This is a genomic window from Microbacterium sp. 22179, from assembly GCF_052045715.1.
GTDB lineage: Bacteria > Actinomycetota > Actinomycetes > Actinomycetales > Microbacteriaceae > Microbacterium > Microbacterium galbinum.
The window spans coordinates 508870-530531 of sequence record NZ_JBQEPJ010000001.1 but is presented as its reverse complement, the minus strand read 5'-3'; the positions used below and the strand labels follow the sequence as shown (position 1 = coordinate 530531).

Sequence of the window (21662 nt, the reverse complement as noted above, 5' to 3'; positions counted from 1 at the left end):
GTCTGGGTCAGCCGCGCAGGACGCGTTCGGTGATGCTCTTGCCGCCGCGGCCGATGGCGAGGAGGCCCGACTGCGCGATCTCCTTGATGCCGAAGGGCTCGAGCGCGCGGAGCATCGCGTCGACCTTGCCCTTGTCGCCCGTGACCTCGATCACGAGCGCGTCGGCGGCGTAGTCGACCACCGAGGCGCGGAAGAGGTTCACGACCTCGATCACGTTCGAGCGGGTGGCGTTGTCGGTGCGCACCTTCACGAGCATGTGCTCGCGCTGCACCGAGGTGGCGAAGTCGAGCTCGACGATCTTGATCACGTTGATCAGCTTGTTGAGCTGCTTGGTGACCTGCTCGAGGGGCAGCTCGTCGACATCGACGACGACGGTGATGCGCGAGATGCCGGGCACCTCGGTCACGCCGACGGCGAGCGAGTGGATGTTGAATCCGCGCCGGGCGAAGAGCCCTGCGACGCGGGTGAGGAGGCCGGGGGTGTCCTCGACCAGGAGGCTCAGCACGTGGGTCGACATGGTCAGTCCTCCTCGTCGAATGCGGGCGCGTGCTCGCGGGCGTACTGGACGTAGCTGTTGCTGACGCCCTGGGGCACCATCGGCCACACCATGGAATCGGCGCTGACGACGAAGTCGATCACGACGGGGCGATCGTTCGTCTCGAGGGCGAGCTGGATCGCCGCATCGACCTCGTCCTCCTTCTCGACGCGGATCGCGAGGCATCCGTAGGCCTCGGCGAGCTTCACGAAGTCGGGGATGCGGACCGTGCCGTGCCCGGTGTTCAGGTCGGTGTTGGAGTGGCGCCCGTCGTAGAAGAGGGTCTGCCACTGGCGCACCATGCCCAGCGAGGAGTTGTTGATGATCGCGACCTTGATCGGGATGTTGTTGATCGCGCAGGTCGCGAGCTCCTGATTGGTCATCTGGAAGCATCCGTCGCCGTCGATCGCCCACACCACGCGGTCGGGTTCGGCGACCTTGGCACCCATGGCCGCGGGCACGGAGTACCCCATGGTCCCGGCGCCGCCGGAGTTGAGCCAGGCGTTGGGGCGCTCGTACTTGATGAACTGCGCCGCCCACATCTGGTGCTGTCCGACGCCTGCCGCGTAGATGCCCTCGGGGCCCGTCAGCTCGCCGATGCGCTGGATCACGTGCTGAGGCGCGAGCAGGCCGTCGGTCGGAGGCGTGTAGCCGAGCGGGAACTCGTTGCGGAGTCCGTCGAGGTACGACCACCACTCCTCGGTGTCGGGCTTCGCGCTGCCGATCGCGCCGCGGTAGGCGGCCTCGAGGTCGACGAGCACGTCGCGCACGTCGCCGACGATCGGCACATCCGCGATGCGGATCTTCGAGATCTCGGCGGGATCGATGTCGACGTGCACGACTTTCGCGTTCGGCGCGAAGAGCGCAGCCTTACCGGTCACACGGTCGTCGAAGCGGGCGCCGAGCGAGATCAGCAGATCGGCCTCCTGCAGCGCGAGCACGGCCGGGACCGTGCCGTGCATGCCCGGCATGCCCAGGTGCTGCGGGTGTGAGTCGGGGAATGCACCGCGGGCCATGAGCGTGGTCACGACGGGTGCACCGGTCGACTCGGCGAGTTCGAGCAGTTCGGCGGACGCGCGTCCGCGGATCACGCCGCCGCCGACGTAGAGCACGGGCTTCTTGGCCTCGGCGAGCAGGGCGGCTGCGGCCTGGATCTGCTTGCCGTGCGCCTTGGTGACGGGGCGGTACCCGGGCAGATCGACCTTGGGCGGCCAGACGAACGGTGCGATCGCCTGCTGCGCGTCCTTCGTGATGTCCACCAGCACGGGACCGGGACGGCCGGTCGACGCGACCTCGTATGCGGCGGCGATCGCGCCGGGGATGTCGGCGGCGTCCTTCACCAGGAAGGAGTGCTTCGTGATCGGCATCGTGATTCCCACGATGTCGGCCTCCTGGAAGGCATCCGTTCCCATCAGCGTCGAGAACACCTGTCCGGTGATGGCGAGCAGGGGAACCGAGTCCATGTAGGCGTCGGCGATCGCGGTGACGAGGTTCGTGGCTCCGGGTCCGGACGTCGCGATGCAGACGCCCACCTTGCCGGAGGCGGATGCATAGCCCTCGGCCGCGTGGCCGGCACCCTGCTCGTGGCGCACGAGGATGTGACGCAGGTCGGACGCGTCCATGAGCGGGTCGTACACGGGCAGGATCGCGCCGCCGGGAAGTCCGAAGACGTCGGTGATCCCGAGCAGCTCGAGCGAACGGACGACGGCCTCGGCGCCGGTGATCTCGGGGGCGTTGGATTGACGGGCGGGCGGCCTCGGCACAGCCGAGACGGAGTCAGCAGTCATGACTTTCCTTCTGGTGTTCTGTAGGGCATCGGATGCCGGAGACGACGATGCTGCGTGCCGAACGAGTCGGGATCAGCCCGTCGTCGCGCCTTCGGCGGCGGACCGCACGAGGCGTGAGTACTTGGCAAGAACGCCACGGGTATAGCGCGGGGGAAGCGGCTCCCAGCCAGAGCGGCGGGAGGCGAGCTCCGCCTCGTCGACGAGTAGGTCGAGAGAGCGAGCTGCGATATCGACCCGTATCAGATCACCATCGCGCACGAAGGCGATAGGACCTGCGTCCACCGCTTCGGGTGCTATGTGGCCGATGCACAGGCCGGTTGTGCCGCCTGAGAATCGTCCGTCCGTCAAGAGTAGTACATCTTTTCCGAGTCCCGCGCCCTTGATGGCCGCGGTGATCGCGAGCATCTCGCGCATGCCTGGCCCGCCCTTCGGGCCCTCGTAGCGGATCACCACGACGTCGCCGGCGTTGATCTCGCCGTTCGCCAGAGCATCCATCGCTCCGCGCTCGCGCTCGAACACGCGCGCCGGGCCCTCGAACACGTCGGCGTCGAAGCCTGCGGACTTCACGACCGCTCCCTCCGGGGCGAACGAGCCGTGCAGGATCGTGATGCCGCCGGACGCGTGGATGGGGTTGTCGAACGTGTGGATGACGTCGCCGTCGACGGGATCGGGATTGAGGTCGCGCAGGTTCTCGGCGACCGTCTTGCCGGTGACCGTGAGCGCGTCGCCGTGGATCAGGCCCTCGTCGAGCATCGCCTTCATGATCACGGGGATGCCGCCGTGGCGGTCGACGTCGTTCATCACGTACTTGCCGAAGGGCTTCATGTCGGCGACGTGCGGCGTCTTGCTGCCGATGCGGTTGAAGTCGTGCAGGCTCAGGTCGATCTCGGCCTCGCGAGCGATCGCCAGCAGGTGCAGCACGACGTTGGTCGAACCGCCGAGCGCCATCGCGAGGGCGATCGCGTTCTCGAACGACTCCTTCGTCAGGATGTCCTTCGTGGTGATCCCCTGGCGCAGCAGGTTGACGACGGCCTCGCCGGAGCGGTGGGCGAAGTAGTCACGGCGACGGTCGGCCGAGGGCGGCGCCGCGGAGCCGGGAAGGCTGAGCCCCAGGGCCTCGGCCACCGAGGCCATCGTGTTGGCGGTGTACATGCCGCCGCAGGCACCCTCTCCGGGAGCGAAGGCGCACTCGATGCGCTTCAGGTCCTCCTCCGTCATGCGACCCGCGCGACAGGCGCCGACGCCCTCGAAGGAGTCGATGATCGTGATGTCCTTCTCGGTGCCATCGGAGAGCTTCACCCATCCCGGCGCGATGGAGCCGGCGTAGAGGAACACGCTCGACAGCCCCAGGCGCGCACTCGCCATGAGCATGCCGGGGATGGACTTGTCGCAGCCCGCGAGCAGCACGGTTCCGTCGAGGCGCTCGGCCATGATGACCGTCTCGACCGAGTCGGCGATGACCTCGCGCGAGACGAGCGAGAAGTGCATGCCCTCGTGGCCCATCGAGATGCCGTCGGAGACGGAGATCGTGCCGAACTGCAGCGGGTAGCCGCCGCCCGAGTGCACGCCCTCCTTCGCACCCTGCGCGAGCCGGTCGAGACTCAGGTTGCAGGGCGTGATCTCGTTCCAGCTCGAGGCGATGCCGATCTGGGGCTTCTCCCAGTCCTCGTCGCCCATGCCGACGGCACGCAGCATGCCTCGTGAGGTCGTGGCTTCGATGCCGTCGGTGACGACACGACTGCGGGGCTTGATGTCGATGGACGCGCTGGCAGGATCGTGCGGAGACATGCAGGCAGTCTATTCCCGCCCGGCGGCCCGCTCGTCCGCCAGCGCGCCGAGAAGGCGTGCGACATCGACGGGTCCGTCGACGCGCAGCGCCGCGGCGCTCTCCCCCGGGCCGACGCGCACGCCGAGATCGCCCGGTTGCAGCACGCGCATGGCGTCTTCATCGGTGACGTCGTCGCCGGCGAAGAGGATGCCGGTGGCGTGGAAGCGCTCGCGGAGCACTCCGATCGCGGCGTCCTTGCCCTCCGTCCGCGACGAGAACTCGAGCACGCGATGGCCCGCGCGGCGGCGCCAGTGCGGGAACCGCTCGGCGGCGAGCGCGTCGATCTCGGCGAAGAGCTTCTCCTCGGTCTCCCGATCCGCCCGACGCGTGTGCACGCCCATGCCGAAGGTCTTCGGCTCGAACTCGGCGCCTTCGTAGCGGTCGATGATCGGACGAGCGGCCGCCCAGAGTTCCTCTCGGGCACCCTCCTCGGTGGCGTCGCCGGTCGGTGCGGCCTCGCCCTCGCCGGGGAACCAGTACTGCGCACCGTGCGATCCCGCGAGGGCGACCGGCGAGTCATCCTCGTGCTCGGTGATGATGCGGAGGTCGTGCAGGCTGCGCCCGGAGACGAACGAGACGATCGTGTCGGGCAGGGCCGTCAGACGACGGATCTGTTCCACGGTCTCCGGCAGCGCGCGGGCCGCCATGGGATCGGGCACGAGCGGCGAGGCGACGCCGTCGAAGTCGAGAGCGACGACGAGACGCTCGGTACGCGCGAGCGCGCTCAGTTCGGGCGAGGGGGTTCCGGGGATCCAGGGGCTGGTCATAGGTGTCTCCAGTCGTGGGGGCGGGAAGATGCGGGGCGGCTCAACGGCGTGCGTCGTCGAGCGCGGAGAGGAACGACGACGACCAGGCGTCCACATCGTTCTCGAGCACACGGCGGCGGAGCGAGCGCATGCGCTTGCCCTGTTCGGCCGGTGTCATCTCGACCGCGGTCATGATCGCTGCCTTGACGCCCTCGATGTCGTGCGGGTTGACGCGCACCGCCTGGCGGAGTTCGTCGGCGGCGCCCGTGAACTCGCTGAGGACGAGCACTCCCCGGTTGTCGACGCGCGTGGCGACGTACTCCTTCGCGACCAGGTTCATGCCGTCGCGCAGAGCGGTGACGAGCATGACATCGGCCGCGAGGTACAGGGCGACCATCTCCTCGCGGGGATACCCCTGGTGCAGATAGCGGATCGCGGTGTGCCCCATCGTGTCGTTGTCGCCGTTGATGCGCCCGACGGCCAGCTCGATCTCGTCGCGCAGATGCACGTAGGCGTCGACGCGCTCGCGGCTGGGGCTCGCGACCTGCACGAGCGTCACGTCGTCGACGCTCAGACGCCCCTCCGCGAGGAGCTCGCCGTAGGCCTTGATCCGGTGACGGATGCCCTTGGTGTAGTCGAGGCGATCGACGCCCAGCAGGATGCGCTTCGGGTTGCCGAGGCTCGCACGGATCTCCGCGGCTCTGGCCTGGACGGCGGGGTTCGCAGCGAGATCCAGGTAGGGAGCGGTGTCGATCGAGATCGGGAAGGCGCGGGCGACGGCCGTCCGGATCGAGCCGTCGTCCTGCGGGACGGCGATGTTCGCGCCCTTGACCTCGTAACGCAGGCGGCGCCGCACGGCGGTGAGGAAGTAGGTGGCGTCCTGCGCGCGCTGGAACCCGATCACGTCGGCTCCGAGAAGGCCCTGCAGCACCTGGTCGCGCCAGGGCAGCTGCGCGTAGAGGCCGTGCGCGGGGAAGGGGATGTGGTGGAAGTACCCGATCGTGACGTCCGGGCGGAGCTCACGCACCATCTGCGGAACGAGCTGTAGCTGGTAGTCGTGCACCCACACCGTGCCGTCTTCCGCGACCGCGGCGGCCGCCGCCTCGGCGAAGCGCCGGTTGACGGTGACATAGGCGTCCCACCACTCGCGGTGGAACTGCGGGGGCGCGATGACGTCGTGGTACAGCGGCCAGATGGTGTCGTTGGCGAAGCCCTCGTAGTACTCCGCGACCTCCTGCGCACTCAAGGACACCGGGATGAGGTGGATGCCGTCGGCCTCGAAGGGGTCGCGCTCGACGTCGGGCTGGCCGACCCAGCCGACCCACGCGCCGTGGGTGCTGCGCATCATCGGCTCGAGAGCCGCGACGAGTCCGCCGGGCGACGTGCGCCAGGTCTCCTCCCCGCCGGGGCCTTCGACCCGATCGACGGGAAGACGGTTGGCGACGACGACGAACTCTGCAGCTGCCAAGATGGCTCCTCACACCAGGGGGTACCCCCAGGCTATCGAGGTTCGCGGCCCCGGTTCACCGTGTCACGCCGCGACGACCACGTTCCGCGCATGCGTGCGGCTGAGCACCCAGTTGACGAGACCCGCTGCGAACGCAACCCCGGCCGCGACGATCGGCAGCACGAGCGCCGCCGAGGTGCCGACGTTCTCGGCGAGCTCACCGGCGACGGCCGCACCGATCGACTGGCCGACGACGATCCCCGAGCCGAGCATCGTCATGACCGTCGCCGAGCGTCCGAGCGGGCTGCGCGCGGCGCCGAAGCTGTACTGCGTCACGAGCGTCGGGCCGATGCCGACCCCCATGATGCCGAGAGCGAGCATCATCATCGCGGGAGAATCCACGACGCCCAGCAGGAGCGAGCCCGCGAAGAGGATGCCCGAGAACACCAGCCACCGGGCGCGGAGCGAGAAGCGGACCGGAAGCCACGCGACGCCGAGCGCCAGAACGGCCGAGCCGACGCCCATCACACCGTAGAGCAGACCCGCCTGTTCGGAGGCGCCCCGGTCCGCCATGAACGACGTCAGCGAGGTGAGCATGGTGCCGAAGAACATGCCGACGCCGAGGATACCGATCACGACGATGACGAGCTGCGGGCGGAAGAGTTCCGACACCGCCGAGGGCGCTGCCCCGTCGGCCCCGCGCACGGCGGCGACGTGTCGACCGCTCGGGTGGAGGGCGAACGCACCGACGAAGACGATCGTCAGGACCGCCGCGCCCACGAGAGGAGCCCACGGCGCGATCAGCGACGCGAGGATGCCGACGATGAACGGTCCGAAGACGAACACCGTCTCGTCGGCGGCGGACTCGTAGGCCATGGTGCCCGAGACCGTGCGGGCCCGGCGGGTCTCCGGCATCCGCTCGCTGATCATCGTGACCAGCCGCGCACGCGACAGCGGCGAGACCTGCGGGGCCGTCGCTCCGATGCCGGCTGCGGCCAGGAGAACGAGGCCGTCGATCGCGTCGCCGTAGACGACGAGGGTGAACACGACCATCATGGTGCCGTTCGCGATGGCGAGCATCAGCAGCACGGTCCGCTGTCCGTAGCGATCCGCGGCGGCACCGAGGAGCGGGCCGAAGCACGCGGTGCCGAGGCCGACCGCGGCGGAGGTGAGCCCGCCGAGCGACAGCGATCCGCGCGCCGAGACGACGACGGTCAGCACGCCGACGACCATCATCGCGAAGGGCAGTCTCGCGATGAAGGCGATGAGGAAGTAGGGGAAGCCGGCGAGACGGAAGAGGCTCGGCTCGGTGGAGGTGTGTGTCTGGGTCATGGCTCTCGCGCGCCCGCGGACGCGGTGGTCGGGTGCCGCCGCTGTCCGTCGGAGTGCCGACGGCCGGTAGATACACGGTTCTACGGTCGCGGACGAGCCGCGACTGACACCCATGATAGCGAGTGCCGATCGGAAGGGGCTGTATGCCCGGCATCCGGCGTTCGTGTCAATCCCCCGCCCCGACCGGGAGTCGGGCGGTAGCGTAGGGGCATGCGCTATCTGTTCAGCACGGGCCTGTTCGGAGCGATCACCACCGGTGTCTCGCTCCTCCGCGGCACCCGCGAGTCCCCCGTCACCTGGCGCGCTGCGCTCGCCTGGATCAGCTGGGCCATCACCTTCGCCCTCGCGATCGGCGCCGTGCGCGACACGCGCCGCTTCGACCGCGGTCTCGAGGTCGCCCTGGATTCGCCCCTCGCCCCCGCACAGGCGAAGCGCGCGAACCGCGACGAGAAGCAGGCGCAGAAGGCGGCGGCGCAGAAGCGCACGCGCCGCCGCTCCTCCTGAGTCCGCGCGTCACCGGGTGAGGATCAGCGCCTCTCCCTGACCGCCACCGCCGCAGAGGCCGACGGCCGCCGTGCCGGAGCCGCGACGCGCCAGTTCGTGCGCCAGGTGCACGACGAGGCGATTACCCGATGCGCCGATCGGATGCCCGATCGCGATCCCTCCCCCGTGGATGTTGACGAGCGCGGGATCCAGGCCGAGTTCGACCTGCGAACGCGCGACCACGGCGCCGAACGCCTCGTTGATCTCGACCAGATCGAGATCGGACGGCGAGATCCCCTGCTTCTCGCACGCGCGTTCGATCGCGCGCGCCGGCTGCGCCTGCAGGGAGTTGTCCGGCCCGGCGGTCTGGCCGCTCGCGCCGACCGTCACGAGGACGGGCCATCCTTTCTCCGCGGCGAGCGCGCGCGTCGTGACGACGACGGCGGAGGCTCCGTCGGAGATCTGCGAGGAGTTTCCCGCCGTGATGGTGCCCCCTTCCGCGAAGGCGGCACGGAGTCCTGCGAGCGACTCCACCGTCGTGTCTCGGCGGATTCCCTCGTCCGCCGTGACGAGCAGGGGTTCCCCGCGGCGCTGAGGCACCGAGACCGTGACGATCTCGTCGTCGAACACTCCCGCAGCCTGAGCGGCCGCCGCACGCTGATGCGAGAGCGCGGCGACGGTGTCCTGAGCCTCGCGCGTGAGTTCGTATCGGGCGTTGTGCCGTTCGGTGGACGCTCCCATGCTCTCCCGGTCATAGGCGTCGGTGAGCCCGTCGTAGGCCATGTGATCGAGCACCTCGACACTGCCGTAGGCCCATCCGTCGCGTGACCCCATGAGCAGGTGCGGGGCGCGGGTCATCGACTCCATGCCGGCCGCGACGACCACCTCGGCGTCTCCCGTGCGGATCATGCGAGCGGCGTCGATGATCGCCGTGAGGCCCGAGAGGCACACCTTGTTGACGGTGTGCGCGGGCACGTCCCAGCCGATGCCCGCCCCGATGGCCGCCTGACGCGCGGCGTTCTGCCCGGATCCCGCCGAGAGGACCTGCCCGACGATGACGGCGTCGATGTCCTCCGGGGGGATGGATGCCTGCTCGAGCGCACCGCGGATCGCGAAGGCGCCCAGCTGCGGGGCCGTGAAGGCCGCGAGCTGCCCCTTGAGACGACCCTGCGGGGTGCGGGCGGCGGAGACGATGACGATATCGGTGTCGTGCATGTCCTTCAGCCTCTCAGACCGGCGAGCGCGGGCGACAGTGTCAGCGGGGGCTCGGTGGCGGCGATGACCTCGTCGGCGGTGACTCCGGGGGCCGTCTCGACGAGCACGAGGCCGGCCTCGGTCACATCGATCACGGCGAGGTCGGTGATGATGCGGTCGACCACCCCCCGACCGGTGAGCGGCAGGGAGCACCGATCGACGATCTTGGCGGATCCGTCCTTCGCGACGTGCTCCATGAGCACGATGACACGCGCGGCGCCGTGCACGAGGTCCATCGCCCCACCAGGACCCTTGACCATCTTCCCGGGGATCATCCAGTTCGCCAGGTCTCCTGTCGCCGACACCTGCATGGCACCGAGGATAGCGGCGTCGATCTTCCCTCCGCGGATCATGCCGAAACTCGTCGCCGAGTCGAAGAACGCCGAACCCGCGAGCACGGTGACCGTCTCCTTACCCGCATTGATGAGATCGGGGTCGACGGCATCCTCCGTCGGGTACGGGCCGACGCCGAGAATGCCGTTCTCGGACTGCAGCACCACGGTGACGCCCGTCGGTACGAAGTTCGGGACGAGGGTGGGAAGCCCGATGCCGAGGTTCACGTACGAGCCGTCCTCGAGCTCGACGGCGGCGCGGGCGGCCATCTGGTCTCGAGTGAGCGCCATGTCAGGCTCCTTCCGTGGCGACGGTGCGTCGCTCGATGCGCTTGGGGATGTCGGGTCCGACCTCGACGACGCGGTGCACGTACACGCCGGGCAGGTGCACCCCGTCCGGGTCGAGCTCGCCCGGTTCGACGAGGCGCTCGACCTGCGCGATGCAGATACGGCCCGCCATCGCGGCGAGCGGATTGAAATTGCGTGCGGCCTTAGTGAAGACGAGATTGCCGTGGCGGTCTCCGACGGCAGCGTGCACGAGGGCGAAGTCGGTGGTGATCGCCTCTTCCAGCACGTACTCGCGGGCGTCGTCCCCCTCGCCGAAGGTGCGCACGTCCTTGACGGGCGAGGCGACGGCGATCGTGCCGTCGGGAGCGTATCTGCGCGGCAGACCACCTTCGGCCACCTGCGTGCCGACGCCCGTCTGCGTGAAGAAGGCGGCGATCCCCGACCCGCCGGCACGCAGCTTCTCAGCGAGGGTTCCCTGCGGGGTGAGCTCGAGCTCGAGTTCACCAGTGAGGAACTGACGCTCGAACTCCTTGTTCTCGCCCACGTACGACGACGTCATCTTGCGGATGCGGTGCGCCCCGAGCAGGATGCCGAGACCCCAGTCGTCCACGCCGCAGTTGTTGCTGACGACGCTCAGGTCCGTCGTCCCCTGGGCGAGCAGAGCTTCGATGAGGGCGATGGGGTTCCCGGAGAGGCCGAACCCGCCGACGGCGAGGGACGCTCCGTCGGGGATGTCGGCGACCGCTTCCGCGGCAGAGGGCCAGTGCTTGTCGATCACGCGTACTCCTTCGAACGGGCGTTGGGTCCAGCTTGACGGTCGCACGGTGGGAGCGACAGCGGATGCTTGCGATGTGGACGTTTCGCCGAGTAGCGTCCACATTATGGAACGAGCGTCGACGAGCGTACCGGGAGCGCAGGCCATCGCACGGGCGGCCGGACTCCTCCGCCTCGTCTCGGGCGGGCGCCCCGATGGGATGGCGCTCCAGGAGCTCGCCCACGCCGCCGACCTGTCCAGGTCGACGACGCATCGCTTGCTCAGCGCGCTCCGCGCCGAGGGACTCGTCGATCGGGACGACACGACCGCCCGCTGGATGCCCGGGCCCGAGCTGTACCTCATGGGCAACGCCGCAGCCGCGCGCTACGACGTCACCGCTCTCGCGCGCGACATCGTGCGGTCGCTCGCCGTCAAGACCGAGGAGAGCGCCTTCTTCTCGGTACGACGAGCTGATGAGACCGTATGCCTCCTCCGTGAGGAAGGCGCCTTCCCGATCCGCTCGTTCGTGCTCAGCGAGGGCGTGCGATTCCCCCTCGGCGTGGCGAGCGCGGGCCTCGCGATCCTGGCGTTCCTTCCCGACCACGATGTGGATGCGTATCTCGGTCGACATCCGGAGCTCGCGTCGACGTGGGGCCGCCCACATGCGCAGAAGCCGCTGCGTGCGCGCCTCGCCGAGACGAAGGAACGCGGCTTCGCGGTCAATCCCGGCCTCATCGTGGAGGGCAGCTGGGGCATCGGCGCGGCCGTGTTCGATCGCCACGGCCGTCCGGAGTGGGCTCTGAGCCTGACGGGCGTGGAGTTCCGCTTCGGCCCTGATCGCCTCGCGCACCTCGGCCGCACGCTGCTCGCTCACGCCCACGAACTCTCGGCGAGGATCGCGGGCGCTCGCCACTGACACCCATTACATACCATCGGGTATATACTCATTGGTATGCAACGTGCGGAAGTGATCCCCTCCATCGTGCTCTCGGCGTATGCGCTCGGCCGCATCGCCGCGCAGGATGCCGGCAACGAGGCACCCGCCGCCCAGTGGCGGGTGCTCAGCCTGCTCGGCCGACAGGGCGCCTCGAGAGTCGGCGAACTCGCCGCAGCCGCTCGCACCACGCAACCGGGAATGACCCGCCTGATCGGCGCGCTCGAGCGCGACGGACTGGTGCGCCGCTCCCCCGACCCCGCAGACTCCCGCGCGGTGGTCGTCGAGGCGACGGACGCCGGAGCCCGTGCTCTCGCCGCCTGGCGCGATGAGTTCCGCGACACGCTCGCGCCGCGGTTCCACGCACTCGACGACGCCGACTGGGCGACCCTGACCCGTGCGGCCGAGATCCTCGCCGCGCACACCGACCCCACCGACCGAAAGGACTCCTCGCAGTGAACACGACCGCCACCCCCTCCGTCTGGAAGCAACCCGCGCAGGTGTGGGCCGTCGCCTTCGCCTGCGTCGTCGCGTTCATGGGTATCGGACTGGTCGACCCCATCCTCCCGGCGATCGCGGAGTCCCTGCAGGCCTCGCCCGTCGAGACCGAACTCCTCTTCACGAGCTATCTGCTCGTCACGGGCCTCGCGATGCTCGTCACGAGCTGGATCTCGAGCCGGATCGGCGCGAAGGCGACTCTCCTCATCGGACTCGCGCTCATCGTCGCGTTCGCCCTGCTCTGCGCCCTCAGCGGGAGCGTCGACGCCGTCATCGGCTTCCGCGCCGGGTGGGGCCTCGGTAACGCGCTCTTCATCTCCACCGCTCTCGCCACGATCGTCGGCGCGGCGTCCGGCGGCAGCAGCGCCGCGATCATCCTCTACGAGGCGGCACTGGGTCTCGGCATCGCGATCGGCCCCCTCCTGGGCGGGCTTCTCGGCGAGATGAGCTGGCGCGGACCCTTCTTCGGCGTCGTCGCCCTCATGGCGATCGCGTTCGTCGCGGTCCTCGTGCTGCTGCGCGGCCCCGCCGAGAAGCGCACTCCGGTGCCGTTCTCCGCCCCCTTCACCGCGCTCCGCCGCCCGGCGCTCGCGATCCTCGCCGTCGCCGCGCTGTTCTACAACATCGGCTTCTTCGTGCTCCTCGCCTTCTCGCCCTTCCCCCTCGGCTTCGGCGCACTCGGCATCGGCTTCACGTTCTTCGGCTGGGGCGTCGCGCTCGCGATCACGAGCGTCTGGGTCGCTCCGCTCCTCATGCGCCGGATGCCGCGGACGCGCATCATCGTGACCGTGCTGCCCCTGCTGGCGGTCGATCTCGTCGCGGCCGGCTTCCTCGCCGACAACCCTGCGGCCCTCGTCGTGTGCATCATCATCGGCGGCCTCCTGCTCGGCATCATGAACACCGTGCTCACCGAGGCGGTCATGGAGGCCACCGACCTTCCCCGTTCGGTCGCCTCGTCGTCCTACTCGGCGGTGCGCTTCCTCGGCGGGGCGATGGCCCCTCCCCTCGCCGCACTGCTGTGGCACTCGTTCAACGTGACGGTCCCGTACCTGTTCGCCGCGGCATCCGTCCTGATCGCCGCTCTCACGGTCTTCCTGGGACGGCGTGCTCTCGCCCACATCGACTCGCACGGTGCGGTTCCCGCCGCCGAAGACGCCCAGGCGATCCTCGTCGGAGACGCCGCCTGATCATCCGCCCGGGAGCGTCGCGCCACCTCGATCGCTGCGACACTCCCGGGGGTGCGGGCTCGATTTCGCACCGCGTCGATCCCCTGGTAATGTAATTCCTCGGTCGGGGTCATCCCGGGCCACGCACCTCTAGCTCAATCGGCAGAGCAACTGACTCTTAATCAGTGGGTTCTGGGTTCAAGTCCCAGGGGGTGCACCACCCAAGAAGCCCGGTATCTCGCAACAAAACGAGACACCGGGCTTTTGCTGTTCCAAGGCGCGGTTTCAGCGATCCCCTTCGAAACCCCTCCGGTTCGATATGGTGCTCAGGTGTACATGACCTACAGCTACGACAATCCGACGGTCGTACCACCGGCCATTCGTTCTCGATACGAGTGGGCAGAGAGTGGGAACGCCGCCGCCATCCTGAACGCCGTAGCTCCGGTCGAGTTTGCGGAGTTCCTTTCGGTGCTTGATGACTTCGAGCTGCACCCCAACGAGTGGTTGCGCGCGGGCGGTAACAAGGGCGACCTGACCGCCGCACTGGACAGGCGATTCCGGGCGCTCGGCTGGGAAGAGACTCGTATCGACTTCGAGATCAAGGGCTACCTCCATACCGATTTCCACGCCCAGGGCGTGCGTACCGAGGGACGCAACATCGAAGAGGTCCCGGCGTTGAAAGCCAGGGGATACCGGGTCGACAACTTCAAGGGGCGGATGATCGTTGACATTGAGTGGAACGCGAAGGATGGCAACCTCGACCGCGACCTTTCGGCGTACCGCTCGTGGCATGAGAACGCTCTGATTGACGGTGCGGTCATCATCACGAAGGACCGAGCGAATCTTCGTGGTCTGGCTGAGCAACTGTGGAGCGACTACCAGCAGACCCTGCCGTCCGAACACCGGAGTCCGAACCTGCCGATCGACCTCAAGACGAGCACGACCACGACCCTGGCGAACGCGGAGGATCGACTGCTCAGGGGCGGGTCCGGAACGTGCCCGGTACTGCTCGTCGGCGTATCGCACAATACTTGGGACGGCTCGCCGTTCACCGGAAGCTAGACGTCGTTGGGCCGAAGTAAGATTCTCGACATGGCTTCTCCTCTCCGTGCTGACGTCGATCCAACACCGTTCGTTCCGTTGCCGGAAGTCGAAGGCGGGTTCAAGACAGTGCTCGCCGATCCGCCGTGGCGGTTTGCGAACCGCACAGGCAAAGTTGCGCCCGAGCACCGTCGACTCGACCGTTACGACACGATGACCTTGGAGGACATCAAAGCGCTGCCGGTCGAGAACACCCTGGCCAAGAACGCGCACCTCTACCTTTGGGTGCCGAACGCGCTCCTCCCCGACGGGATGGCCGTCATGGAGGCGTGGGGCTTCCGCTACGTCAGCAACATCGTCTGGGCTAAGCGCCGCATCGACGGCGGTCCGGACGGGCGCGGCGTCGGCTTCTATTTCCGCAACGTCACCGAGCTCATTCTGTTCGGCGTGAGAGGTTCGATGCGAACCCTGGCGCCAGCTCGGAGTCAGGTAAACATGATCGAGACCCGCAAGCGTGAGCACTCCCGCAAGCCAGACGAGCAGTACGAGTTCATAGAGTCGTGCTCGCCCGGTCCGTACCTCGAGATGTTTGCACGGCACAAGCGACCCGGCTGGGAAGCGTGGGGAAACGAGTCCGATGTGGAAGAGGTGCGCGGCAAGGTACACCGCGGGTACGAGGGAGGCGCGATCCAACGCGCGCCCGAGTACGCGGACTTGGTGAACGGCTGACTCGTCTTGGCTCAGTCTGACCGCATCCCGGCCCAGCTTCTGGTTGTCGACCTCGACAACACGCTATGGGATTGGTTTCGCGCTTGGTACCACTCGTTTGCCGCACTTCTCGACGGCCTGTCTCGCGCGACGGGGCTGCCTAAGCCCGACCTCGAACGAGCAATCCGCCCGATTCACCAAGCCCGCGGCACTAGTGAGTACTCGTGGCTCATTGATGAGCTGGAGGTTCTGCGGCCGTATGCTCGCGATCGCACGCTCCGAGAAGCTTTTGACGACGCGCTCTACGCGCAAAACAAGGCGCGTCTCGAGCACACCGAGCTCTATCCAGGCGTCCTGGATACACTGCGCTCAATCGGGGCGACCGGAACTCCTATCGTGGCTTACACGGAATCGCTCGAGTACTGGACCCATTGGAGGATCCGCCATCTCCATCTGGACGGCGTGATCGCCCGGCTCTACTCCTCGCCCGATCACGACGCACCCGCAGGCTTGGTCCCGGAAGAGATGCGCCGATATCGTCCGGACGCCTATGGGCTGCAAAAGACCGAGCATCACCATGTGCCGTCCGGTGTACTGAAGCCCAATCCCGTGGTCCTCGAGACGATCGTCTCGGAATATGGCGTGGAGCCGTCAAGTGTCGTTTACGTCGGAGACGGACTCGACAAGGACGTCCCAATGGCCCAGGATGTCGGCGTCCTTGACGTTTGGGCCAAGTACGGTCGCGTGCAGCACATGGAGGAGTACGAACAACTTCGGCGAGTGTCGCACTGGCCAGACACGATGATCGCGCAGGAGCGCTCCGAGCAGGACAAGCGGACGCCCTCGTTCATCTTGGATGACGGTCTGCCGCAGCTTCTCGACATCTTTGAGTTTCGACCGCTCCCATGAGTAACTCACAAGCGACCCCAACACCCGTGACCGTGCCCGAGCCGACGACCGCTTCGGTTGAGGCGCGTTTGCAAGCTCACATTGCGCTGTGGGAGAAAGCTGTCGACGTTCAGCAGCATTTCAACGACATCGGGTGGCGTATCCGCGCCCTGGCTCTGACCGTTCTCACCTTCACGTTTGGTGCGACAGGATTCGCCTATGCGAACACTGACCCGTTCGCCTTCTTGGGTAGACCGGTAAGCCCTGCATTTGCTGTACCGCTGCTCGGGCTCGCGATCTGGATCGCTTTCTGGTTCACAGACGCCGGTTGGTACCACAAGCTCCTAGTTGGAGCCGTGAAAGAGGGAATGGCTCAAGAGCATTCGATGCAAGCTTTCGGAGTCGCGGCCGCGCTCGGGCAAAAGATCGGCGATGCGAGCCCCATCTATCCGCTCTGGCCGCGCTGGCCCTGGGTCAAGCGGGCGGGCGGCCAGAGGAAGCCGATCAGATGGGGCAACGCGCCAGCCAAGCTGCACTCGAAGCACAAGCTGAATCTCTTCTACGGCGGGATTTGTGCACTTCTCGTGATCGCGACCGCAGTCCTCTTCTTCTTGCCTGCGAAGGCGGCAGTTCCTGAGCCAGCACCGCAGATCAACATCACGAACGTGATCCCGACTCCGACCAGCACAGTAGCACCGACCCCAAGCCCCTCACCCACTCCAACGCCGTGAACGGCACTCGCAGTCAGGTCGCGCCGTTCGCAAGGGACGCGCCAAGGACCCAAATGTCGGTCGTTTCTGCAACACTCGACAGACGTCGCGAAGGACGCGACGAGTTTGGGGAGATACATGTCTATCGAGATCACTCACGTGCGGTTCGGGAGCACTAAGAAGACCGAAGACGAGATCGTCCGTTACAAGTGGCGCGGCATCGAGAGTAACGACACGGGTGAAAGCGCCAAGCCGACGCTCGTGGCTTGGGTGGATGACAACGGAAAAGCCTACGTCGGCAGCGGGTCAAGCCGCGTGAGCGTCGGTGTCGTCAAGCCGCAGCAAGGGCAGCCGTTCCTTCGCACCTACGCGGACGGCAAGTGGACTAACAACCTCGTCAACTTGCCGACGTTCTAGCCAATCGCATGAAGTGAAGCGACGTTCGTAGCCGCCTTGGCCGCAGCGTCGAGGCGGTCCATGTCTTCGTCGTGCGTGCCGTTGAACAAATGCGTGTAGATCGAGTCTGTGGTGTTGATGTTTGCGTGCCCCATCCATCGGCTGACCTTGCGGATCTCGATTCCTGCGGCCGCGCACACGCTCGCGTAGTAGTGGCGGAGATCGTGCCAGCGCGCGCCAGCGATGCCGAGGTCGGCGAGTGCAGGCTTGAAGTAGTACCGGATAAGGCTCGCCACGTCGAACTGGCGGTCGTAGTCGAGCGTCCGCACGTCGCCGTTCCCGCCCGGCACGCGCCCTGGCCACAATGGCGCCTCTGGCTCGTTCCGGCGTGGGTGCTGGGAAAGGTACTCGGACAGCTCTCCGATGAGCGAGCGACCCAGCGGAACATCGCGGGTGCTGCGCACGGACTTGGGCGTGCCGACCTCCCATCCGCCCTTGACCCGGTGCACAGTGCGGCGCACCTCGACGCGGCGGTGCAGCAGGTTCACGTCGCGGATGCGAAGCGCTGCAAGTTCGCCCTCGCGCAAGCCGGTGTACGCCGCAAACCGAACGATCAACCCATACGGCGCATAGGCGTCGAGCTTGGTGGCGAGCGCGTTGACCTGCGACGAATCGAGGAACCCACGTTCCTCCTTCGCCACGCGCGGCTTGTCCACGACCGCGCACGGATTCGTGGCGATGAGACGGTGCTTCACGGCATAGGCGAACACCTTCGAGAGCGAGATGTATGCCCCGTGGATGGACGAGGCCGAGAGCGGCTTCTTCGTCCGCTTGGACATCTTCGTGCGCATGTCGGTCAGCCACACCTCAATCTCGATGCTCGTGATGGTATTGATGCGTCGTGCACCGAATACGGGCAGGATGTGGATGCGATAGTTCGAATCGTCCCCGAGTTGGGTCTTCGTCTTCGTGCGCGTCGCGGATGCAGCCTGCGTTGCCACGGCGAGTTCGGCAAAGGTCTTGGCGTTCCTAACGAGCGCTTCGGTACTGCTGCCGTCTGCAAGCTCATTCTCGATGCGCAGCGCGAAGCGCTCGGCCTCGCGCTTGGCGGTGAAGGTGCGCTGTTTGAACTTGCCGTTTACCTTCCAACGAACTTCATGCGCGACGCCGCCTGCGCGGGGCACTTCCCTGACATGTGCCATCTGTTCTTCTCCTTGGTGGGACTGCGGATTAGCGGATCGGCCTGGGGTACTCGCCACGGCGAGCGCGATCGATGCGCGTGGCAGCGGGAAAGGTGCCTGCCGGCCAGTGCGGGTCGAAGTCGGCTTGCCAGATGTAGCGGAGCCAGAGCTTTACGCTCGCGTTTCCGAGGCGAACCACCTTCGAGACGACGGCAGGGCTCTCCGCCTCCAGCACGACGACATCGCCGGGTTGGAGGCGTCGCGCCTCGACGGACTCCGTTGCGGGTTTCAGATTGAACCGCGTACCGAGCGTCTTGCGATCGGGAAATGCACGGTGAGTTGTGATCACACCACTGCCCATCGCTTTGGGCGCCACTGCGCGGTGAGCAGCGTGGCGGGCGTAGCGCCTTCCACGAACACTGCCATCGTGCTGCGCCCTGGTGACACCGCGAAGAAGTGCGGCGCAACCTCCACTCCTTCGTAGCGGTTGTTGCCTGCTTGATCCTCGACAGTGTGCTCGCGCATGTCGATGGTGAGCGTCTCGCCAGCGGCAAGCTCGCCCACCCAGGAGAACGCTTCGACGGTCGACGAATGCGGCACGAAGGTGCGCGGCCCATAGAACCCGACGAATGTAGCGGGACCGTGGAGGGTGAAGGTCGGATAGGCCGCTGCATCACCGCTATTGACCATTTCGCGAATGCCCTGCGCGGTGCTGTCCGTGTTGCGCACTCTCAGCCGGGCGATGCGTGGGAGCAGCGCGGTGGGTGGTCCCGGGTCTGCGACCTTGACGTCGAAGTGCTCCGGCTCGTTGCGCGTCCAGAAGGCGTCGCCCGCTTCGAGCTGGAGGGTCGTCTTGAAGTAGGTGCGATCGTCGCTGTCGGTCTTGCGCGACCAGTCGCCGCCTCCGGAGCGCACGACATCCACGTACCATTCGAAGTCGTCGGGCATGCCGAAGAACAGCCGGGCCGCGCCCCGGTAGCCGTCCGGTCGGGGCACGAAGGGGTCGAGGATGATCGACAGGTCGCTGAGCAGCTCGTTCAGCTCCTGGCGGTTGCTGGCGTAGACCTTCAGGGGCAGGTTGATAACGCGACGGCTGATGCGCGAGCCTCGATGGGTCGAGGTGCTCCCGGCTCCGGAGAACCACTGGTTGGTCACTCCGGGCAGGCCGAAGCCGACGATGCCAGCGAGCGCCTCGTGCCCCTTGACCTTGTTGTTCAGCCAGGAGTACAGGTCGATGCTCCGACCGTTGCTCTCCAGACGAAGGGTGTCAGACATCAGACCAGCTCCTCAACGGCGCGACGGAACTCCCGAGACGCGGGCAAATAGCCAATGAACCGTGCAGGAACGCTGGAGGCCGCGTTGGTGTTGCGTACGGCGACCTGCACGCGGCCGTCAGCGAACGGAACTAGCTCGGTGACGATGACCGGGTGGGTGGGGATCGGCAGACCCGCCTGTACGCGACGCTCACGGAGGAAGATCGTGTCGCCGACCTCCAAAGCGCCGACGGTTACTACGGAGCTGGGATTGAACTTGGACATTGTGTTACTCCTTCGTCAGGCGGCGTGTGCCGCAGATGCTTCCTTGGTGAGGTTCTGAGCGGCCTCAACGCGCCTCAGCGCGGTCGTGACCGTGGAGGAGTGCCACTTACTGCCGAGTGCAGTTGTGACGCCTTCTGCATTGAGCGCGTCGGCGACCTTCGCTACAGACAGGCCTGAGCGCCGCAGCTCTACCAACCGGGTGGCAGTGGCATCGGGCAGAGGAGCGGCAACGCGGCCCATGTGCTTCCCCTGACGAGCAGCCGCCTGCATAGCGGCAGATGTGCGCTCACCAATGACCCGGCGCTCCCATTGAGCGACCGACATCATGACGTTGGCGATGAGTTCGCCGGTCGGGGTGGAGGTATCGACACCAAGGTCGATGGCGACGAGGGACCAACGGCGAGCGCGGGCCAGTTCCAGTACTCCAGCGAAGTCGGGTACGGAGCGGCTGAGCCGGTCGAGCTTGGCGACGACCAAACCCGCCACGTCGCGCTTCTTCGGGTGCAGACGGGCGAGCGCTGCTTGCAGCTCGGGCCGGTCCATGTTCTTCGCGGACTTGCCCTCGTCCATGTACCACTCGACGTTCCAGCCGTGGCGGTCGGCGTAGGTCTGAATGGCATCGCGCTGAGCCTCCAAGCCGAGGCCGGATGCTGCCTGCTCCTCGGTGCTCACCCGCAAGTAGCCGATCATCGTGGTCATGCGTTTCTCCTTGGCGATCCATTCGAACATCCGTTCGATTGAGAGGAAGTTAAACCTGAAAGGGGACCCTTTCGCAAACGGCCCCCAGAAACGGCCTCGGGATGAGCGATCTGCGCAGACCGTAGACGGCCACAGGTGTGATCGGACCGCCCATCCCGCACCGCTACCCCTCAGAGCGGGATATCTCCCGGGAGCGGCCACAGGAGCCACGCCCGCTGGCATTCCCCCGTCGTAGCTCGGTCACGACTCGCCCATTCCGTCATCACGGACACGCGCTCGTCGCTTTCGGTTGCCCTGTTTGGCGGCTTCTCGCATTGCCTCGCCCCGGCTCGATGGGTTCCAGGTGCCGTTCATCTTCGCGAGCAGGACAGCTTCACGCTCCCGGTCGACCTCCGCTTGGCGCTCCAGGTGCTCGGCGTGACGCTGGTCGACCATCAGATCAGCTTCTGCCCGCGCCCGCTGGCCGTTGATGTTGTTGTCCGGGCGAGCTCGCCGGGAGTGCGCGCGCTCGACTTCTGCGAGCATCGCCCGGTCGTGGCGGTTCAGGGGCGGCTCATCGTCCACCACATTCGCGTCCTCGATCACCTCATCGGGGATGGCCGGCAATGGCTCGTAGCCGTCTTCGTCTTCTTCCACGTCGATGATCGCGTCACCGATGAAGTCCTCAAACGTGCGCTTGGTCACACCAACCTCGATGTTCTGCGTTCCTGCAAGGTTGGCTCGGTCAAGCAGATCCTTGGCGGCGGCGAGCTTCACTCGGTCATCTACCTTCGGATTGGACATCAGCTCGACCATCTTCCTGGCTGCCAGATCGCTCGCCATGAGGATGCGAACCTGGGCGGCTCTGCGCACCTGCGGCGCACTCCCTCCGTGCATGCGACAGACCGAACTCGCGGTCAAGGCGAAGTTCGTGCAGGGCGTTCCGTCCCGGCGAGTTGCTGTGCATAGGGTGCCGCTGTGCTTGCGGTCCTCCAGTCCCTTCGGAGGCGGACCACCACGGCGCTTCTTCTGATCGGTCATGAGTTGGAACCCTTCTCTTCTGTCTCTTCCTCAGTGGTTTCGGCCGAACCGATACCGCGCCCGCCCTTAAGAGGCGTGGGCGCGGTCGATCGGTAAC

General features: G+C 66.9%; 23 protein-coding genes and 1 tRNA gene. 10 read left to right on the top strand and 14 right to left on the bottom strand.

Annotated features, from left to right (window positions below):
• Positions 1-7: 7 nt before the first annotated feature.
• The 6 genes from ilvN to ACTJKK_RS02500 all read right to left on the bottom strand — a co-directional run bounded on the left by ilvN (position 8) and on the right by ACTJKK_RS02500 (position 7675).
• A complete protein-coding gene (gene ilvN, locus ACTJKK_RS02525) occupies positions 8-517 on the bottom strand; it encodes an acetolactate synthase small subunit (protein WP_247622667.1) in 510 nt (169 codons plus the stop codon).
• A gap of 2 nt (positions 518-519) precedes the next feature.
• Entirely contained in the window at positions 520-2322 is a 1803-nt protein-coding gene (locus tag ACTJKK_RS02520) for an acetolactate synthase large subunit (protein ID WP_247622668.1), read from the bottom strand.
• A 72-nt stretch (positions 2323-2394) separates the two neighbouring features.
• Positions 2395-4110 (bottom strand): dihydroxy-acid dehydratase, encoded by a 1716-nt coding sequence (gene ilvD, locus ACTJKK_RS02515; RefSeq protein WP_247622669.1) that lies wholly within the window; start codon positions 4108-4110, stop codon positions 2395-2397.
• Between the two features lie 9 nt (positions 4111-4119).
• The gene (gene otsB / locus ACTJKK_RS02510; RefSeq protein WP_404596511.1) at positions 4120-4917 is read right to left on the bottom strand and encodes a trehalose-phosphatase; all 798 of its coding nucleotides are present in this window, start codon (positions 4915-4917) and stop codon (positions 4120-4122) included.
• A 40-nt stretch (positions 4918-4957) separates the two neighbouring features.
• Positions 4958-6364, bottom strand: a complete 1407-nt coding sequence (locus ACTJKK_RS02505; RefSeq protein WP_440746888.1) for an alpha,alpha-trehalose-phosphate synthase (UDP-forming) — start codon at positions 6362-6364, stop codon at positions 4958-4960.
• 63 nt (positions 6365-6427) lie between these two features.
• On the bottom strand, positions 6428-7675 hold the full coding sequence (locus tag ACTJKK_RS02500) for an MFS transporter (RefSeq protein ID WP_440746887.1): 1248 nt from the start codon (positions 7673-7675) through the stop codon (positions 6428-6430).
• A 210-nt stretch (positions 7676-7885) separates the two neighbouring features.
• On the opposite strand from ACTJKK_RS02500, the gene ACTJKK_RS02495 reads away from it, so the two are divergent.
• Complete coding sequence (locus ACTJKK_RS02495; RefSeq protein WP_247622673.1) at positions 7886-8179, top strand: hypothetical protein; 294 nt, start codon at positions 7886-7888, stop codon at positions 8177-8179.
• Positions 8180-8188: 9 nt separating this feature from the next.
• Here the strand turns inward: ACTJKK_RS02495 and ACTJKK_RS02490 are convergent, their stop codons facing one another.
• The 3 genes from ACTJKK_RS02490 to ACTJKK_RS02480 are packed head-to-tail and all read right to left on the bottom strand — an operon-like array spanning position 8189 to position 10810.
• Entirely contained in the window at positions 8189-9373 is a 1185-nt protein-coding gene (locus ACTJKK_RS02490) for an acetyl-CoA C-acetyltransferase (RefSeq protein ID WP_440746886.1), read from the bottom strand.
• A 5-nt stretch (positions 9374-9378) separates the two neighbouring features.
• Positions 9379-10035: a 3-oxoacid CoA-transferase subunit B gene (locus tag ACTJKK_RS02485; RefSeq protein ID WP_247622675.1), complete on the bottom strand. Its 657-nt coding sequence runs from the start codon at positions 10033-10035 to the stop codon at positions 9379-9381.
• 1 nt (position 10036) lies between these two features.
• On the bottom strand, positions 10037-10810 hold the full coding sequence (locus tag ACTJKK_RS02480; RefSeq protein ID WP_440746885.1) for a CoA transferase subunit A: 774 nt from the start codon (positions 10808-10810) through the stop codon (positions 10037-10039).
• A 103-nt stretch (positions 10811-10913) separates the two neighbouring features.
• On the opposite strand from ACTJKK_RS02480, the gene ACTJKK_RS02475 reads away from it, so the two are divergent.
• The 9 genes from ACTJKK_RS02475 to ACTJKK_RS02435 all read left to right on the top strand — a co-directional run bounded on the left by ACTJKK_RS02475 (position 10914) and on the right by ACTJKK_RS02435 (position 17148).
• Positions 10914-11702, top strand: coding sequence for an IclR family transcriptional regulator (locus ACTJKK_RS02475; RefSeq protein WP_440746884.1), 789 nt, complete (start codon positions 10914-10916; stop codon positions 11700-11702).
• Between the two features lie 36 nt (positions 11703-11738).
• Positions 11739-12179 carry a MarR family winged helix-turn-helix transcriptional regulator gene (locus ACTJKK_RS02470; protein WP_247622678.1) on the top strand — a complete coding sequence of 147 codons (441 nt, stop codon included), beginning with the start codon at positions 11739-11741 and terminating at the stop codon, positions 12177-12179.
• Positions 12176-13405 carry an MFS transporter gene (locus ACTJKK_RS02465; protein ID WP_440746883.1) on the top strand — a complete coding sequence of 410 codons (1230 nt, stop codon included), beginning with the start codon at positions 12176-12178 and terminating at the stop codon, positions 13403-13405. The genes ACTJKK_RS02470 and ACTJKK_RS02465 overlap by 4 nt, the downstream gene beginning before the upstream one ends.
• A 123-nt stretch (positions 13406-13528) precedes the next feature.
• Positions 13529-13604, top strand: a tRNA-Lys gene (locus ACTJKK_RS02460).
• A gap of 116 nt (positions 13605-13720) precedes the next feature.
• Entirely contained in the window at positions 13721-14446 is a 726-nt protein-coding gene (locus tag ACTJKK_RS02455) for a BglII/BstYI family type II restriction endonuclease (RefSeq protein WP_440747199.1), read from the top strand.
• Positions 14447-14476: 30 nt separating this feature from the next.
• On the top strand, positions 14477-15154 hold the full coding sequence (locus ACTJKK_RS02450; protein ID WP_440746882.1) for an MT-A70 family methyltransferase: 678 nt from the start codon (positions 14477-14479) through the stop codon (positions 15152-15154).
• Positions 15155-15160: 6 nt separating this feature from the next.
• Positions 15161-16042 carry an HAD family hydrolase gene (locus ACTJKK_RS02445; RefSeq protein WP_440746881.1) on the top strand — a complete coding sequence of 294 codons (882 nt, stop codon included), beginning with the start codon at positions 15161-15163 and terminating at the stop codon, positions 16040-16042.
• A gap of 26 nt (positions 16043-16068) precedes the next feature.
• Positions 16069-16752, top strand: a complete 684-nt coding sequence (locus tag ACTJKK_RS02440) for a hypothetical protein (protein ID WP_440746880.1) — start codon at positions 16069-16071, stop codon at positions 16750-16752.
• Between the two features lie 117 nt (positions 16753-16869).
• The gene (locus ACTJKK_RS02435) at positions 16870-17148 is read left to right on the top strand and encodes a DUF3892 domain-containing protein (RefSeq protein ID WP_440746879.1); all 279 of its coding nucleotides are present in this window, start codon (positions 16870-16872) and stop codon (positions 17146-17148) included.
• Here the strand turns inward: ACTJKK_RS02435 and ACTJKK_RS02430 are convergent.
• The 5 genes from ACTJKK_RS02430 to ACTJKK_RS02410 all read right to left on the bottom strand — a co-directional run bounded on the left by ACTJKK_RS02430 (position 17145) and on the right by ACTJKK_RS02410 (position 21565).
• Positions 17145-18329 (bottom strand): tyrosine-type recombinase/integrase, encoded by a 1185-nt coding sequence (locus tag ACTJKK_RS02430; protein ID WP_440746878.1) that lies wholly within the window; start codon positions 18327-18329, stop codon positions 17145-17147. The two genes, ACTJKK_RS02435 and ACTJKK_RS02430, sit on opposite strands and share 4 nt — an antisense overlap.
• A gap of 324 nt (positions 18330-18653) precedes the next feature.
• Positions 18654-19583, bottom strand: a complete 930-nt coding sequence (locus tag ACTJKK_RS02425) for a hypothetical protein (RefSeq protein ID WP_440746877.1) — start codon at positions 19581-19583, stop codon at positions 18654-18656.
• Positions 19583-19846, bottom strand: coding sequence for a hypothetical protein (locus ACTJKK_RS02420; RefSeq protein WP_440746876.1), 264 nt, complete (start codon positions 19844-19846; stop codon positions 19583-19585). Before ACTJKK_RS02420 ends, ACTJKK_RS02425 begins: the two co-directional genes overlap by 1 nt.
• A gap of 15 nt (positions 19847-19861) precedes the next feature.
• Entirely contained in the window at positions 19862-20545 is a 684-nt protein-coding gene (locus ACTJKK_RS02415) for a recombinase family protein (RefSeq protein WP_440746875.1), read from the bottom strand.
• Positions 20546-20785: 240 nt separating this feature from the next.
• Positions 20786-21565 (bottom strand): HGGxSTG domain-containing protein, encoded by a 780-nt coding sequence (locus tag ACTJKK_RS02410; RefSeq protein WP_440746874.1) that lies wholly within the window; start codon positions 21563-21565, stop codon positions 20786-20788.
• Positions 21566-21662 lie beyond the last annotated feature (97 nt).